The organism is Lysobacter fragariae (assembly GCF_054779775.1).
The window spans coordinates 54,844-71,576 of sequence record NZ_BAAGXP010000003.1; the positions used below are offsets into that span (position 1 = coordinate 54,844).

General features: G+C 68.4%; 11 protein-coding genes. 6 read left to right on the top strand and 5 right to left on the bottom strand.

Annotated elements, in window-relative coordinates; all coding sequences use genetic code 11:
• Nucleotides 1-78: 78 nt before the first annotated feature.
• Both ACYVD7_RS05105 and ttcA read right to left on the bottom strand, forming a co-directional pair.
• On the bottom strand, nt 79-984 hold the full coding sequence (locus ACYVD7_RS05105; RefSeq protein ID WP_460759931.1) for a recombination-associated protein RdgC: 906 nt from the start codon (nt 982-984) through the stop codon (nt 79-81).
• 201 nt (nt 985-1,185) lie between these two features.
• A complete protein-coding gene (gene ttcA, locus ACYVD7_RS05110) occupies nt 1,186-2,079 on the bottom strand; it encodes a tRNA 2-thiocytidine(32) synthetase TtcA (RefSeq protein ID WP_460759933.1) in 894 nt (297 codons plus the stop codon).
• 222 nt (nt 2,080-2,301) lie between these two features.
• On the opposite strand from ttcA, the gene ACYVD7_RS05115 reads away from it, so the two are divergent.
• On the top strand, nt 2,302-6,360 hold the full coding sequence (locus tag ACYVD7_RS05115) for a PxKF domain-containing protein (protein ID WP_460759935.1): 4,059 nt from the start codon (nt 2,302-2,304) through the stop codon (nt 6,358-6,360).
• 133 nt (nt 6,361-6,493) lie between these two features.
• Nucleotides 6,494-6,703 (top strand): YdcH family protein, encoded by a 210-nt coding sequence (locus ACYVD7_RS05120; RefSeq protein ID WP_460759938.1) that lies wholly within the window; start codon nt 6,494-6,496, stop codon nt 6,701-6,703.
• A gap of 127 nt (nt 6,704-6,830) precedes the next feature.
• Here ACYVD7_RS05120 and plsB read toward each other — a convergent pair whose 3' ends face one another.
• Together plsB and ACYVD7_RS05130 are read right to left on the bottom strand one after the other, a co-directional pair.
• A complete protein-coding gene (gene plsB / locus ACYVD7_RS05125) occupies nt 6,831-9,701 on the bottom strand; it encodes a glycerol-3-phosphate 1-O-acyltransferase PlsB (RefSeq protein WP_460759940.1) in 2,871 nt (956 codons plus the stop codon).
• Nucleotides 9,702-9,838: 137 nt separating this feature from the next.
• Nucleotides 9,839-10,765: a hypothetical protein gene (locus ACYVD7_RS05130; RefSeq protein WP_460759943.1), complete on the bottom strand. Its 927-nt coding sequence runs from the start codon at nt 10,763-10,765 to the stop codon at nt 9,839-9,841.
• Nucleotides 10,766-11,059: 294 nt separating this feature from the next.
• On the opposite strand from ACYVD7_RS05130, the gene ACYVD7_RS05135 reads away from it, so the two are divergent.
• From ACYVD7_RS05135 to ACYVD7_RS05150, 4 genes are read left to right on the top strand one after another with little or no spacing between them, the layout of a single operon-like run.
• The gene (locus tag ACYVD7_RS05135) at nt 11,060-11,578 is read left to right on the top strand and encodes a Csu type fimbrial protein (protein WP_460759946.1); all 519 of its coding nucleotides are present in this window, start codon (nt 11,060-11,062) and stop codon (nt 11,576-11,578) included.
• 2 nt (nt 11,579-11,580) lie between these two features.
• Complete coding sequence (locus ACYVD7_RS05140) at nt 11,581-12,288, top strand: fimbrial biogenesis chaperone (protein ID WP_460759949.1); 708 nt, start codon at nt 11,581-11,583, stop codon at nt 12,286-12,288.
• Nucleotides 12,272-14,644, top strand: coding sequence for a fimbria/pilus outer membrane usher protein (locus ACYVD7_RS05145; RefSeq protein ID WP_460759952.1), 2,373 nt, complete (start codon nt 12,272-12,274; stop codon nt 14,642-14,644). Before ACYVD7_RS05140 ends, ACYVD7_RS05145 begins: the two co-directional genes overlap by 17 nt.
• Nucleotides 14,641-15,582, top strand: coding sequence for a Csu type fimbrial protein (locus ACYVD7_RS05150; protein ID WP_460759955.1), 942 nt, complete (start codon nt 14,641-14,643; stop codon nt 15,580-15,582). The genes ACYVD7_RS05145 and ACYVD7_RS05150 overlap by 4 nt, the downstream gene beginning before the upstream one ends.
• A 214-nt stretch (nt 15,583-15,796) precedes the next feature.
• On the opposite strand, the gene ACYVD7_RS05155 is transcribed toward ACYVD7_RS05150, so the two are convergent.
• Nucleotides 15,797-16,693 carry a 5'-nucleotidase, lipoprotein e(P4) family gene (locus tag ACYVD7_RS05155; protein WP_460759957.1) on the bottom strand — a complete coding sequence of 299 codons (897 nt, stop codon included), beginning with the start codon at nt 16,691-16,693 and terminating at the stop codon, nt 15,797-15,799.
• Nucleotides 16,694-16,733 lie beyond the last annotated feature (40 nt).

A 16,733-nucleotide genomic window follows, 5' to 3' on the forward strand; every position in this document is an offset into this window, starting at 1 on the left:
CGCACCGTCGAAGCTAGCTAACGTGGCGGGTTTCAACCCACCATTGAAGGCCGCCAGAACGGCGGGTTGAAACCCGCCCTACGCTTCGACCTTCGACAGTTTCAACGCCTTTTCCAGCACCGTGAACAGGCGCTTCACTTCGCCGCTCATCAGCGCGAAGCGCGCGTCGAGTTCGGCGCGGATGTCCTCGCGTTCGGTGGATTCCAGCTGGTCCACCGCGCCGTCGAGCAGCTTGAACTTGCGCACGACCAGGTCCTCGCCGAGCACGAACGAAACGTGGTCGTCGAGCGTCAGCGCCAGGCGCGTGACCTGCTTGCCGGCTTCCAGGTGCTTGCCGATCTCGTCGCCCTGCAGCTCCTGGCGCTGGCACTTCACCACCGCGCCCTGGTCGACCGGATCGCGCAGTTCGCATTCATCGCCCAGCGAGAGACCGTCGGGCAGCGGTTCGCCGGCGATCCAGCCGGTCAGCACGCTGCGCGGCGCGACTTCCGCATTCAGCGGCAGCGCCGGGAAGCTGCCGAGCGCGCGACGGATCTCGCTGACGACGTTCTCCGCGCTCTTCCGGCTGGAAGAATCGACCACGACGATGCCGTGTTCGAGGTCCAGCAGCGCGTCGGTGCGGCTGGGCTTGATGAACGCGCGCGGCAGCAGGTCGGTGATCAGCTCGTCCTTGATCCGCTTGCGGGTGCGACCGCCGGGCTTGCGGCCTTCCTTCTGCTCGATCTCCTCGAGCTTCTTCGCCAGCATGTCGTTGACCACGCTGCCCGGCAGCAGGCGGTCTTCACCGCCGATGCTGAGCCAGATCGCACCGGGCTGGCGCGCGGCGAGCAGGTCGTTGTCGCGGCCATAGGGCGAGATGAAGCCGCGACTGGACAGTTCCAGCGGGCCGACCGGCTTGAGCTGGCATTCGTCGAGGCCGCGGTCGAGGTCGTCGAGTTTGGTGGTGGTCGGGAAGCGGAACAGCGTCAGGTTACGGAAGAACATTCAGGCGTCGGTCTTCAGGAATCGGGGGAGGTTCTGCAAGCGCGATTCATTGCGTTCGTGGGGTTGCGTCCGTGCTGTTGTTTCGTGCCTCTGGATCATCGCTGCCGCAATGGCCTGCCGCTGCCGCCCTTGGCGCGCAACGAGAAGCGGAAAGTGGGCTCCGGCAGCGAACCGGGACGATGATCGAACGTTACAAGAGTATCAGGCGGTGTCGTCCGACGCCGCGTGGGGCTCGCCGGCCAGCCACGCACGTGCATCCGGCAGCGCGCCGCCGCGCGCGCCGATGGCGAGGAAGTCGAACAGGTTCGGGTCGCTCAGCTGCGACGGACGGATGTCGCCCAGTGCGCGGGAAATGGTTTCGATGCGGCCGGGGCTGTCCTTCTCCCACGCATCCATCATCTTCTTCACCTGCTTGCGTTGCAGGTTTTCCTGCGAACCGCACAGGTTGCACGGAATGATCGGGAACGCCTTGGCCTGCGCGTAGGCGGCGATGTCGTCCTCGCGCACGTAGGCGAGTGGGCGGATCACCACGTGCTGGCCGTCGTCGGACAGCAGCTTGGGTGGCATGCCGCTGAGCTTGGCGTGGAAGAACAGGTTGAGGAAGAACGTCGCGACCAGGTCGTCACGGTGGTGGCCGAGCGCGATCTTGGTGAAGCCCTGCTCGGTCGCGTACGAATACAGCGCGCCACGGCGCAGGCGCGAACACAGCGAACACATCGTCTTGCCTTCCGGCACGACGCGCTTGACCACCGAATAGGTGTCCTGTTCGAGGATCCGGTATTGGACGCCGAGCGATTCGAGGTAGGCCGGCAGGATGTGCGCGGGGAAGTCGGGCTGTTTCTGGTCCAGGTTCACCGCGACCAGCTCGAACTTCACCGGCGCCTTCTGCTGCAGCTGCATCAGGATGTCGAGCATGGTGTAGCTGTCCTTGCCGCCGGACAGGCACACCATCACCTTGTCGCCTTCTTCGATCATGCCGAAGTCGGCGATCGCGCGGCCGACCTGGTGACGCAGGCGCTTGGCGAGTTTGTTGCTCTCGTGCGCGCGCTTGTGGGCGCGCGACAACGGTTCGGCGAGGGGCAGGGCGATGCTCACGAAGGACTCGGACGGGCGATACGACTCGTCATTCTAGCGTCGTCGCCGGGACCCACCCGCGCCGGGCAGTCGCGGTCCGTGCGACTGCCGTCGGCGACCATGGTCCGTGACGGCGGTCACAAGGCCTTGGCATACTCGGCGCGTCGAGCGCATCGAGGCAAGGATCGCCGGCCTGGCATACACGCGGCCTGACGCGTGCAGGGGAAATGGAAGGGAGGTTCGATGAGTATTCGGCTCGGCCGCGTGCTGCGTGGCTGTTTTGTGGCGTGCCTGTCGTGGGCACTGGCGCTGCCCGCCATGGCGCAGATCCGCAATGAGGGCGCGATTCCGGATGGCCGCGGCGGCGTCGGCGCACTGGCGATCGGCATGCGCCATACCTGTGGCATACGCCAGGACGGCACCGCGATGTGCTGGGGCGACAACTACGACGGCGTGACGAAGGCGCTGAAGGGCCCCTTCATCGAACTGAGTGCCGGCTTCGACCATACCTGCGGCCTGCGGGGCGACGGCAGCGTGGCGTGTTGGGGCGCCGGCTACACACCACGCGAAGGCGAGCCCGAGCCGATGCCGCCGCCGCCATCACCGATTCCGCCGGGCGCGTTCACCGCGCTTGCGTCGGGCATGTCCACGACCTGCGGCCTGCGCGCACGCGCGCTGCCCTGGGAACATCCCGAAGGCAACGTGGTCTGCTGGTCTGCGATGGGCTGGGAGCAGTTGCCGGCGCCGCCCAATGGCGACTTCGTCGCGCTGAGCCTGGGTGACGGTTTCGCCTGCGGCCTGCGCGCCAACGGCAAGCCCGAATGCTGGGGTTACATCGACCAGCAGCAGGTGCCGGTCCAGGAGGCCTTCATCGCGATCAGCGCCGGCGCGCGCCACGCCTGTGGCCTGCATGCCGACGGCAGCGCGCGCTGCTGGGGCGAAAACTGGGCCGGACAGGCGACACCGCCGGCGGAACTGTTCACCGCCATCAGCGCGGGCGCCTTCCATACCTGCGGCCTGCGCCCGGATGGACACGCGCAGTGCTGGGGCGAGAACGGTTCGGGCCAGACCACGCCGCCGCCGGACAGCTTCGTCAGCGTCACCGCGGGCGTCCAGCACACCTGCGGCGTGCGTCCGGACGGCCACGTGACCTGCTGGGGCGCCGTGAACTGGAACTACGACTACGAGCCCCCTTCGCCGTCGTCGCCGATGCCGCCAATTCCGCCGCAGGAAACCGTGTTCGGCATGGGCCAGCTGGCGGCGGGCGACTGGCACGACTGCCAGCTCAATGCGGAAGGGCAACTGAGTTGCTGGGGTGGCTTCCCGCAGGATCCGGAACCCTGGTCGCGCTTCAGCGCCGTCTCCAGCGGTCAGGACGCCACCTGCGCTCGCGACGACAGCGGTCACCTGCGTTGCTACGGCAACAACGGCATGGTGCGCGAGGGCCTGCCATTCGAACCGATGCGCCAGTTCGACCTGGGCTACGAACACGCCTGCGGCGTGGCGGCGCTGGATGGGTCGCCCAAGTGCTGGGGGCGCGAAACCAACGGCAAGACCGTGCCGCCCGCGGGCCTGTTGTTCCGCAACACCAGCGCCGGCCTGATGCACAGCTGTGGCGTCGGCGTCGACGGCAACGGCCAGTGCTGGGGATTCAACGGTGATGGCGAGACCAATATTCCGCCGCTGCCGCCCGAGTGGGGCTTCCTCGATGTTCAAGCCGGCGAGCGGCACAGTTGCGGTCTCGACAGCGCCCTGCACATCCGCTGCTGGGGCATGAGCCCGCCGCCGTACGATCCCAGCGACTACAACCCGGCCCACAACCCGGACTTCGCCACCTTCCGCGCGCTGTCGGTTGGCGCGTACCACAGCTGCGCGATCCGCACCGATGGCAGCCTGCTGTGCTGGGGTGAGAACTGGAGCGGCCAGCTGCAGGCGCCGGAAGGCACCTTCGTCGCCGTGTCCGCTGGACACAGCCACACCTGTGCGATCCGTACCGATGGCACCCGCGCGTGTTGGGGCGATCCGTGGCTGAGCCCGCGACTCGTGCTCGATCCCGACCGCGTTCCTGAAGTGCGTCCGGGCCAATGGCTGGACGTGTCGTTCCAGCTGCGCAGCGAGTCGGCGTACCAGCTGCGCGATCCGCGTTACGCCATCGTGGCGGGCACGCTGCCGATGGGCTTCTGGTTCGATCCATACGGCATGTTGCGCGGTTCCTCGAACGAAGCCGGTCGTTACCCGATCACCATCGAAGGCCGCGACCGCAACGGCTTCGCCGCACGGCGCGATTTCGTGCTGTCGATCGACGGCACGCCGCCGGTGATCGAACCGCAGGTCAGCGGCACGCAGGGCGAAAACGGCTGGTACATCGGCCCGGTATCGCTGGCGTGGTCGATCACCGATCCGGAATCGGACATCCTCGGCCACTACGGCTGCGACCCGGCGACCATCGACTACGAGGCGCCGGAAGCCCACTTCCTCTGCGATGCCGCCAGCGCTGGCGGACCGGCGCACCAGGAAGTGATCGTCAAGGTCGACCTGGTCGCGCCGCTGAAGCCGGAGGTGACCGCCACCATCAGCGGGACGCAGGCTACGTTTGCATTCGTCGGCCATGACGCCGCGTCGGGCATCGAGCACTACGAGTGCAGCGTGGACGGTGCGGCGTACGGCGCTTGTGCTGCGCCGCTGCAACTCCAGGTCGCCGCGGGCCAGCACAAGCTGCAGGTGTTCGCCGTGGACGGTGCTGGCCATCATGGCGATGTCGCCGAATACCTGTGGATGACCGATACCACCCCGCCGACCATCGCCGACACGATCGACGGCATCCGCGGACTGGGCGACTGGTACATGAGCGATGTCCAGGTCAGCTGGACGGTGACGGATCCGGATTCGCCGATCACCGAAACCAGTGGTTGCAACACGGTGACCCAGGCCACGCAGACGCCGGGCGCCGGCTTCACCTGCACCGCCACGAGCGCTGGCGGCGCGGCCAGCAAGGAAGTCGTCGTCAAGGTCGACAAGGAGGCGCCGGAAACGATCCTGCAATCCGCACCGGACGCGCAGACCAACAGCCTGACGGCGACCTTCGCCTTCACCGGGCAGGATTCGCTCTCCGGCGTGGGTAGTTTCGTGTGCATCCTCGACGGCGGCGCCCCCACCATCTGCAGCAGTCCCTTCACGCGCGGCGTGGGCGATGGCAACCACACCTTCGTCGTGCGCGCCTATGACCAGGCGGGACTGCGCGACCTGACGCCGGTGACCTACAGCTGGGTGGTCGACACCTCGCCGCCGCAGGTCACGCCGACCGTCACGGGTGTGCAGGGCAGCAACGGCTGGTACACCGGCAACGTGCAGGTCAGCTGGTCGGTGGCCGACGATTCGCCGATCACCACCAACACCGGCTGCAACACGGTGACGGTCACCACCGATACGTCTGGCGCCAGCTTCACCTGCACCGCGACCAGCGCCGGCGGCACCACCACGCGCACGGTGACGATCAAGCGCGACGCCACCGCACCCGTCGTCACCGCCGCGGCGACTGCCGCGCCGAATGCGGCCGGCTGGTATCGCGGCGACGTGACCGTCGGCTTTACGTGCGGCGATGCCGCTTCCGGCGTCGTGTCATGCCCTGCGGCGCAGGTGCTGGGTGGCGAAGGCAATGCGATCGCCTCGTCGGCCCGCACCGTAATGGATGACGCCGGCAACAGCGCAACGAGCAACGTGGTGACGGTGAACATCGACCGCACCGCGCCGACGCTCGCTCCGACGGTGACGCCGGGCACGCTGCTGCTCAACGCGGTGACCACGGCCAATCCGAATGCCAGCGACGCGCTCTCGGGCATCGCCCTCAAGCAGTGCGGGGCGTTGGCCACGGGCACGGTCGGCAACAAATCGGTGACCTGCACGGTGACCGATGAAGCCGGCAACAGCGCCAGCGGCAGCGGGAACTACAGTGTCGTCTACGGTTTCAACGGATTCAGTTCGCCGGTGCAGAACCCGTCGGTGCTGAACGTGTTCAAGGCCGGTCGCTCGATTCCGCTGCGCTGGCGCGTGATCGACGCGCAGGGCGCGCCGGTCACCAGCCTGGGCTCCGCGTCGGTCGCCGCGCTGGCGATCACCTGCCCCAGCGCCACCGAAAACCGCATCAGCATCTACGGCGGTAGCAACGGGCAGTTGCAGAATCTCGGCAACGGCTACTACGGGCTCGACTGGGCAGCGGCGGCATCGCTACGCAATGCTTGCCGCCGGCTCGAGCTCAACCTGGGCGATGGCGTGGCCCGCCCCGCGCAGTTCAAGTTCAACTGAGTCACTACTCAACCGGATCGATTCAATTGAATCGTTTCGACCAGATCGCCCCGAGCGGCGGGCCTAGCGCCCGCCGCTTCGGAGCTTGCGGTCCGTCATGCGCGACGTCACCGAACCCGCGTAAGCTGCCTGCATGATCGAAACCGACGATCCCTCCGTCATCGCGCGCCAGCTAACCGAGTTGAAGCTGGAGCACCGCGACCTCGACCTGGCCATCGAACGGCTGGCCGCCGACCTCGCCGCCGATGAACTGGCAATCAAGCGGATGAAGAAGCGCAAGCTGTGGTTGAAGGATTGCATCTCCCGGCTGGAGTCGGCGCTGATTCCCGACGAGCCGGCGTAGGGCGGGTCTTGACCCGCCACGGGCGCGCAGTGGTGAAGACCCGCTCCAACACGATGCAATGATGGAGCGGCGGGCTCAGGCCCGTTTCAACACGACGCGGTGACGCAGCAGCGGGCCAAGGCCCGCCTTACGTTGTCGACGGCGCGTCCGGCTTCGCGCTCTCCGGGCTGATCTTCTCGATCGTGTGCCGCAGCTCGCGGCCCAGGATCACCTTGGCGTCCTTCGCCCAGGTGGCCAGGCGCTGGTCGAAGGCCAGCTTGCCGTTCTCGTCCGGCCACACCAGCCGGAGCTCGCGCAGCTTCTGGATGAAACCGCGGAACAGCGACTTGTCGAAGAACTCCGGTGCCGCCGGCGCGTACAGCAACGACAGGCGTTGCGCGGCGAGGTGGCAATGGCTTTCCAGTTCGCCCGACGACAGCGTGCCGGCGCCGTTCTTCACCAGCACCGAAATCGCGATGTAGTAGCGCTCGAAAGCCTGCTGCAGCGAATGGCCGATCGCGCGCAGGCGGAACACCTCGTCGGTCTGGCCGGCGTTGCGGGCCAGGATGCCGCCGTCGTCGTCGCTCACGCGTTCGAGCAGGCCTTCGCCGATGAACAGGTCGACGGTGCGGGTCAGGCGCTCGCCGAATTCGTCCTCGCTCCACGGCAGGAACAGCTCGGCCTGCAGGAACGGATACACGCTGCGACCCAATTCCAGCACGCGGTTGAGGCTCATGCGCCGGTTGTGCTGGAAGCAGCAGGCAATCCACGCCGCCGCGGTGTACAGGTGCAGGACGTTGTTGCGGAAGTAGGTGAGCAGCACCGCCTTGTCGTCATCGTGCACGCCGAGCACGTCGCCGAGCGGATGCCTGGTGCGTTCGAGGACATTGATCTCTTCGCCATGGGCGATGATCTGTTCGGGCGTGTGCGGCGTCACCGTCACGCGACCGGAATACGGCAGTTCCGCCAGCAGCTTCTGCGACAACGCGATCTGCGCGCGCAGGTCTGCCTCGCCCATCGCGTGCTTGGGCGTGGACAGCAGCGCCAACGCGAGCAGGTTGATCGGATTGACGTCGGCGGCGCCGTTGATGTTGGTGTTGATGCGCTGCGCCAGCGTGTCGACGGTGTCGGCGAGCCACGCAGGCTTTTCGTCCTCGGCCACCGGCTTGCCGTCCCAGTCGGGCGCGTGTTGCGCCAGCACGTCGCCCAGGCGGATCGGTTCGCCGAAGTTCACCACCACCTGGCCGTAGTTGCTGCGCAGCACCTTCGGGATGCCCATCAACAGGCCGAAGATGGATTCCTTCTCCTTCGGCTTGCCGGTGAGCTCGTCGAGGTAGCTGTTGCCTTCCATCAGCTTCTCGTAGCCGATGTATACCGGCTGGAACAGCACCGGCCGCGTGGGCTGGCGCAGGAAGCCGCGCACCGTCATCGAGATCATGCCGCCCTTGGGCTGCAGCAGGCGCCCGGTACGCGAGCGTCCGCCTTCGGTGAAGTACTCGATCGAGTAGCCGCCGGCGACGAGCTGCGCGACGTATTCGCTCAGCACCGCCGAATACAGCACGCTGCCGCGGATGCTGCGGCGGATGAAGAACGCGCCGCCCTTGCGCAGGATGCTGCCCACCACCGGCAGGTTCAGGTTGACGCCGGCCACGATGTGCGGCGGCACGATGCCCTTGGTGTAGAGCAGGTAGCTCAGCAGCAGGTAATCCATGTGGCTGCGGTGCGACGGCACGTAGATCACTTCGTTGCCCGGCGCTTCCTGCTTGAGTTTTTCCAGGTGGTGCACCAACACGCCGCGGTAGATGCGGTTCCACACCGGGGTGAGGATGAAGCTGAGCGAGCGCACTACCGGATGCGAATAGTCCGCGGCGATTTCGTAGGCGTAGGAATGCGCCTTCTTCCACGCCTCGGTGAGCGAGGTCTTGTCGCGCGCGGCCTGGTCGGCGATGGCTTCCTTGACCGAGTCGGCGGCCAGCACGCTGTCGATCAGCAGGCGGCGGGTCGACAGGTCCGGGCCGACCACGGCCGCGCGGATGCGGTGGAAGTGGGTGCGCAGCACGCGCGAGAACTTGCGCACCGTGCGTTCGGGCGGCAGTCCTTCGTCGAGGATGCCGCGCAGCGACACCGGCGGGGCGAACTGCACCAGGGTGTCGCGGCCATTGAGCGCGATCGCCAGCAGGCGGCGGAAGCGGCCGACGATGGTCCAGTTTTCCGAGAACAGCACCGAGAACCAGCCGCTGCTCTTGTCCGGCGAACGACCGACGAAGATCGACACCGGCACGACCTGCACGTCCAGTTCCGGGCGGTCGCGGTGCGCGTCGAGCAGGCGCGCCAGCGAGGCCGAATGGGTCTTGGCCGACGCCGGCTGTTCGCCGGTGAGCGGCCCCAGCGGGTTGACGACGTTGGCGTTGCGCCGCGACAGCGCGAGGTAGGCGCGCTTGCGGCCGACCGGGTCGCCCGGCAACGGCTGCAGCGGCGAAGGCAGGCCGGCCTGGCGGCAGGCGCGCTCCAGGATCAGGGCGTTGGACAGCCCGTAGTCCTCCAGCACGTAGCAGACCGGGCGGCCAGCCAGTGCGGCGACGTGTTCGGCGGTGGTCGCGGGCTCGATGGTGAGGTCGACCCACGGCTCCAGCAGCCAACCCAGCAGGCGCATCCAGCCCGGGCGCCGGACGGACGGCGATGGGCGCGGCGCGTCTGCGGGGTTGGCCGCGGCCGGCGGTGGTGCCGGGATCGCCAGTTCGGCCTGGCCGGGGGTGAGGTGGGGGGGCGCCGTGGGCGGCGGTTCGGCCACGGGCTCGGCCGGGGCGGCTTCGGGGGCGTGGGATTCGGAGGCGTTGGCTTCAGGAGCGGCGGTCTCGGCAACGACAGCTTCGGGCGCGGCGCTTCCGGCAGTGCCCACCCCATCCGCGGGCAGTTCGCCAGACGGTTCGGTAGCATTTTCAGCGGGTTGCGTGGCCGCAACCGGAGCGGCCTGGCGCCGGGAATCGTCGTCCGGAAAGAGGGAAGTCTGCTTCGGCATCCGTCGGATTATGCCCGCACCGGCCTGCGGGAACGTGGCGGTGGCGTGTTCAGGGTCGCCGGGCGGGGTTTTTCAGCAGGGCTGTCGGCAGAGCTTCGCCAGGCGGTCCTGCCAGGGTTGAGGACGTTCCGGACGGCTCAGGGGTGCATCGCGGCGGGCGCCGGTTTGCCGCCCGTGGACGGCTCGGCCGTGGCGGTGAGGGTTCCGGCGCCGGCCTCGACTTCGGCCCGGCGCAGCAGGTCGGTGAGGTACCAGCGCCCGCCGCGGCGCTCGACCAGGACGATGGCGTCGATGGGCTGCCCGGCCATCGCGTACTGCAGGCGGACGCGGGCATGGTCGCCGGTCTGCTGGTCGAGGCGGACCTGGAGGCCGGCGAGGGACGCCTTCAACCCCAGCCCGTAGTCGTCGGCGACCTGTCCCAGCCGCTGCACGAAGGGTCCCAGTCGTTCCAGGCTGGCATCCATCCCGGCCTTCCTCAGACCGTCCGCTCCGGCCAGCCCAGTACTGCGCGCGGCCAGCGCCAGCTGCGGGATCGCCTTGCGCGCGTGGGCGAGGTCGGCGAGCGGCGCGCGCTGGCCCCAGCGGGTCAGCGCGGCGATCAGCTGGACGTAGTGGTCGCGCTCGACGTCGCTGTACGCCGCTTCCTGGCCGACGTAGCGGGTGGCGAACAGGCCCAGCGTCGCCGCCGCCGTGCGCAGCTCGATGCGTTCACCGGCGAACTGCAGCCGGTAGGTCGCCAGCAGGCGCTGTTCCGAGCCGGGTGCCGCCAATGCGGTGATGAAATCCTGGAATTTGGCGTCCAGCGGCAGCTCGGTCAGTGGCCACAGGGTGTGGCCTTGCGACCAGGCGGTGGCGAGCCGCGCGTGCAGGTCGGGCGGGACGGCGTGGCGGGCATAGGCGTCGAGCTCGCCTTTCCGCAGGTCGTCGACGAGCTGCCGCACCGCCTGCGCGGGCGCAGCCGCGCCCGCGCCGTCGGGCGCGGCGAGGCGGTCGCAGCCCGGGGCGAGGACGAGGAGGCAGAGCAGGGCGCCGACGCGGACGCGCCGGAGGAGGGACGAGGACATGAATGCGGATTCCCGATCGCTGCCGCGAGTTTCACGGGGACTTGGCGGAGGTACAAGCCAAACTGGTCGCGCTTCCGGCGCCGGCTGCCCTGTCGTGTGGGGACAGAAAGTGACGCGACCGCCCTTCCGGTGGGTCGGGAATCAGCTGGCCTGCCGTCGGCGTCGCACTTGCTGACCGGGTCTTCACGAAAGCTGAATCCGCGTTTGGTCCACTTCGTGATGGTTGGCACGCTTCATGCGTTATCGTACCGACCGTCACGTGTCGTTAACGTTCCACCGCATCCGGAGAGTCCCATGAAGTCCAGCAACACCGCACTGCTTGCCCTCGCCCTGTTCGCCGCGGGCGCACCGAGTGCCTACGCCGCCAACGCCGCCGCCAATTTTGGCGTGCAGCTGATCGTGCAGAACTCCTGCACCATCACCGCCGGCAATGGCCCCGCCGACATGGACTTCCTCACCGTTACCGGCAACATCGCCACCAACATCGATGCGCAGACCGACCTCACGGTCAACTGCAACAACAACGCGCTGTACCACGTCGGCCTCAATGACGGCCTCCATGCTGCGGCGGGCCAGCGCCGGATGTTCAGTGCGGCTACCGGCGATTTCGTCAACTACGATCTGTTCACCACCTCCGGCCGCACCGTCCGCTGGGGCGTCACCGCCGCCGGTGGCACCGCGACCGACGTCGACGGTACCGGCACCAATGCCAACCAGACCCTGACCGTTTACGGCCGCGTCCCGGGTGCACCGGTGCAGTCGGTCGGCGCCGGCACCTACAACGACACGATCATCGCTACCGTCGAGTTCTGATCGTGCGGCGTGCCTGGACCATCGCGCTTGCGGGCGCGCTGGGCCTGTTCGCGTCGGCGGCAGGGGCGCGTGGTCAGCTGCAGGCGGGCCCGACTCTCGTCGAGCTCGCCCCCGGGGCCACCGCGGGCCGATTGACCCTGTCCAACACCGGCGACGCGCCGGTGGCGGCGCAGGTGCGTGCGTTCGCGTGGAGCCAGGAGTCGGGCGAGGACAAACTGCGCCCGACGACCGATCTCGCGCTCAGCCCGGCCATCGTGCAGATCGCACCCGGCGCGAGCCAGGTGGTGCGGGTGGTGCGGATCGGGCCGGCGAACGAAACGGCCGTGGACGCGACCTACCGCGTCGTGGTCGATGAACTCCCCGGCGCGGACACGGCAACGCAATCCGGCATCCAGTTCCGCATGCGCTACGTGGTGCCGGTGTACCTGCGCTCCGCCAGCGCCACGCCGCCGGCATTGACGTGCCGACTGCAGTCCGCCGAGCTGGCGTGCCGCAACAGCGGTGGCCAGGCGGCGCAACTGGGCGCCAGTCGACTGGTAGATGGCAAGGGTCATGCCCTGCCGTTGAGCCCCGGGTTGTTCGGGTACGTACTGCCTGGAAGCGAGCGCCGTTGGGCATTGCCTGCCGCGTCGCCGGCGCTCGCCGAGCTTCGACTGGAAACCCGGATCAATGGCAAGTCGGCCACAGTCCCCGTTGCCGGTACACCGTAAGTCACTGGCCTTCGCCGTCGGCGCGGCCTTGGTCGCGTGCGCGGCGACGGCGAGCGCAGGCACCGGGACGGACGCGGCTTCAATTTCCCTGGGTGAACTCGACCTGCCCGAAATCGGCAGCGCACCCGGAGCGGCGGCCAACGACCAGCCGCTCTACCTCGAGGTCTACTTCGACGAGCGTCCGCGCGGCCAGCTTGTCCAGGTGCGACTGCGCGACGGACGGCTGCACGCCACCGTCGACGAGTTGAAATCGATTGGAATCGTGGTGGACCCCGCGCTGGCGAGTCCGGCCGATGGGCTGGTCGCGCTCGACGCCGTGCCCGGGCTCGCCTACCGCTATGACGTGCCAGCGCAGCGCCTGATATTCACGCTCGCGCCGACGCTGCGGCCGAACCAGGCGTTGGGTTATCGCGCGCCGCAGCCCGTCGAGGCCTCGCGCGGAACCGGCCTGCTGCTCAATTACGACGCCTACGCGCGCCGCTTCGACGGGCACGACACGGCTTCGCTCGCCACGCTGCTGCGTGGGTTCGGGCGTTTTGGCGCGATCGAGACCAGCGCGCTCAGTCGCGCCGGCGACGGTGGCGGCGATGCCTACCAGCGCCTGGACACGCGCTGGACGTGGAGCGATCCGGCCCGCATGACCACCTGGACCGCGGGCGACCTCATCAGCGGTGGCCTGGGTTGGACGCGGCCGGTGCGGCTGGGCGGCCTGCAGTGGCGCCGCAACTTCGGCGTGCGCCCGGATCTCATCACCTTTCCGGTGCCGCACTTCGCCGGGCAGGCGACGGTGCCGTCCTCGGTCGAGTTGCTGGTGAACAACGTCCAGCAGTTCGGCGCGGAGGTGGACGACGGGCCGTTCGTGCTCGACACCTTTCCGCACCTGACGGGTTCGGGCGAAGCGACCCTGGTCGTGCGCGACGTGCTGGGCCGTGCCACCCGCACCAGCGTGCCGATCTATGTCGACCACCAGCGGCTGGCACCGGGCCTGAGCGACTTCAGTCTCGAAGCCGGACAGTTGCGACTGGGCTACGGCGGCGACAACGACCGCTATGCGGACGATCTAACCGCCAGCGGCAGTTATCGCCGCGGCGTCAGCAATGCGGTGACGCTCGAAGCGCACGCCGAGTACGGCCCGGACCTGCGTGTGGGCGGGCTCGGGGCCGTCTGGGCGCCGGGCGGCTACCTGGGCGTGGTGACCGCCGCGCTCGCACGCAGCGACGGTCTGGCGCAGGGCAGCCAGCGCACTGTTGGCTACCAGTGGATGAGTCCGAAGTTCGGCATCGACCTGCAGGCGCAGCGGCGCAGTCGCGGGTTTCGCGACCTGGGCGATCTGGCCGATGGCGGCAACGAACCCACCTCGCTGCGTGCGGAGGATCGCGCGTCGATGTGGTGGTCGATCCCGCGCGGCAGCATCGCGCTCTCGTGGCTGCATTGGCGCAACCGCGGCGGCGACACCGATCGCATCAACACGCTGTCGTGGTCGCAGGTGATCGGTCGCGAGCTGTTTGCCAGCCTCAACGTGTTCGACAGCGGCCGTACGGGCCGCGGCGTGAGCCTGAATCTCAACCTGCCCCTGGGGCGGCAACGCGACGCGTCGTTGTCGGTCAGTCGCAGCCATGGCAATACCGATACCGTCGCTGCGCTGCGCCAGTCGGCCCCGTACGACGGCGGCTGGGGCTGGGACCTGCAGGCCGGCGACAGCCGCGGTGGTCACGCGCTGGCGTCGGCCAACGTGCGCGGTCGCCATGGTGAAGCGGCCTTCGGTGCCGATCATTCCGATGGACGCAACGGCTACTTCGCCCAGGGCAGCGGCAGCCTGGTGTGGATGGGTGCGGCCGCATTCGCCAGCCGCCGGGTGGGCGACGCCTTTGCCGTGGTCGATGCGCGCATCGGCGGGGTGCCGGTGCTGTACGAGAACCGCGAATTCGGCAGGACCAACGCACGCGGCTACGTCCTGTTGACCGACCTGCGCGGATGGCAGCGCAACCGCATCGCCATCGATCCCGATGGCCTGGGCGTCGGTTACCGCCTCCCGCCGCTGGAGCAACTGGTCACGCCGGCAGACAGCGGCGCAGTGATGGTCAGCTTCGACGTGGCACGCACGCATCCGGCCCTGGTCACGCTGCTGGATCGTGCCGGCCAGCCGGCGCCGGCCGGGTCGCGCGGAACGGTTGCGGGAAGCGGCGCCGAATTCCTGGTTGGCCTGGACGGAGAGGCCTACGTGGATGACCTCCCCGATGGCGGTACGCTGGAGCTGGAATTGGCCAGCGGGCGCTGTCGCTATCCGCTGCCGTCCGGCCGCGACGCGTCCGGTGTAACCCGATTGGACCCGCAGCATTGCCAGGAGGCACCATGATCCGTCGCCAGATCCTTTCGCTGTTGGCTCTGCTGCTGTCGGTGCTGGCTCCGGCGGCGTGGGCGCAAAGCTGCACGACGGCGGGGCAACCGCTGGCCTTCGGCGTCATGGGCACGCCGACCGCACAGCGCGACACGACCGCGAATATCACCGTGACCTGCAGCGGTGGCGCCGCGAATGGCTCGTTACGCGTGTGTCTGGGCATCTCGGCGGGTACCGGCGGGGTGACGCCTACCAATCGCCTGCTGGTGAACGGCGGCAACAACGTCGCTTACCAGATCACCACTACGCCGGGCGGCGCCAATTGGGGCGACAACATCGGTGGTCGGCCGGGTTCGGAGGTGACCGTCCCGCTCAACGGCAGTGGCAGCGGATCCGCCAGCACGACCATGTTCGGGCGCATCGGTGGCGGCCAGAACGTCGTGGCGACCACCTACAGCTCAACGCTGTCCGTGCTGGGGCGCATTCCCAGCGGCGGCTCGCCCTGCGTCAACGGCACCGGCTCGGCATTGCCGACGACGACGTTCCTGGCGTCGGCCAACCTGACCGGCACCTGCACCATCAGCGCGGTACCGCTCAATTTCGGTATCGCCGCCAACCTGTCCAGCCCGATCGATGCCAGTGGCGGATTGACGGTGACCTGCAGCAACACCCTGGCCTACAGCGTCGCGCTCAACGCCGGTACGACCACGGGCAACACCATCGCCGCGCGCAAGCTCGCGCTGGGTGGCGCGGGGGCGGGGGTAGTCAGCTACCAGCTCTACCAGGACAACCCGCGCACCATCGTCTGGGGAGACGGGGTCGCCGGCGGAAGTGCGTGGGTGGGGACCGGTTCGGGCACCGCGCAGACCCTGACGGTCTTTGGCCGGGTGCCGGCCCAGGCGACGCCTGCCGGCGGCACCTACACCGACACGGTGACGGCGACGGTCACGTACTGAGTGTTTGCCCACTGGGCTTGCCTGCCGCGGTCGTGTTTCGCGCGGTTGCCGGCATGCGGGCAAAAGAAAGGGAGGCCGGTGGGGCCTCCCGCAAATCCGGCGCGAGGCCGGAGGACTTGGTTGTGGCGCGGTTCCGGCAAGGCCGGGCGGGATCAGGCTAACCGCAATCAAAAGCTGATGCAATACTTGAATTTATGCGATGTAACTTATTGATTTACTTTGATGCGTCGTCCAGAGCGGCCTGCTTGGCGGCTCGGCGGGCGGCTTCGGGTTGTCCCCATTCGTTGTCGAACAGCGCCGGCTCCCAACTGCCGTAAAGCGGGTTGGGCAGGGCCCACCAGCGTTCGCCGATCCACTTCAGGTACGGGGCGATGGCGTCGCGGCGGCCGTCGCGGGTGTTGGCCACGATCTGGACGAAGTCGCCGACCTGGTCGCCGAACTGCATCAGCACGCGGTAGTCGCGGGCGACGCGCTGGCGTCGGCAGGTCTTCTCGGATCCGTTCTGCTCGCAGCCATCGACCACGGTGCCCAGGCCGAGGAACTGGCTGGCGTCCTCCAGCGGGAAGCCGGCTTGCCGCAGGTTCGCCACGGTCGCCTCGGCGAGGCTCGCGTCGCGATTGCTGATGTAGAAAACGGTGACGCCCTTTTTCGCAGCGGCGTTGAGGAATTCGACCGCGCCGGGCAACGGCTTCGCCTTGCGTTCGTTCACCCATGCGCCCCAGGCGGCCTCGTTGAAACCGCGGTGCTCGCGGATCTGCCGCACCGAACTGGGCGAGTTGTCGAGCACGGTTTCGTCGACGTCGACGATGATCGCCGGTGGCAGCCGCGCGGGATTGTTGCTGCGCTCGTCCTTGGGCAGCGCGTCCCAGTGCCGGTCGCGCAGGGCCGCGTCGAGGCGCTGGCCGGCGGCGCGGTAGATCGCGGTGTAGACCAGGTCGCGTTCGACCGAAGTCTGGAACCACACGGTGGCGTTGAGGCTGTCGTCGGCCGGCGGATACTGTGACTCCGCGGCGCTGCCGATGGCGGTCGTGGATTCCGGCGCCGTGGTGGCCGGGACGCTGGCACAGCCGGCGAGCAGGGCGAGCGGGATGAGCAGGACGGGAAGGCGCATGGATAGGCTTCGCTGGAAACTCGGCGTGAGTTTAGCCGAG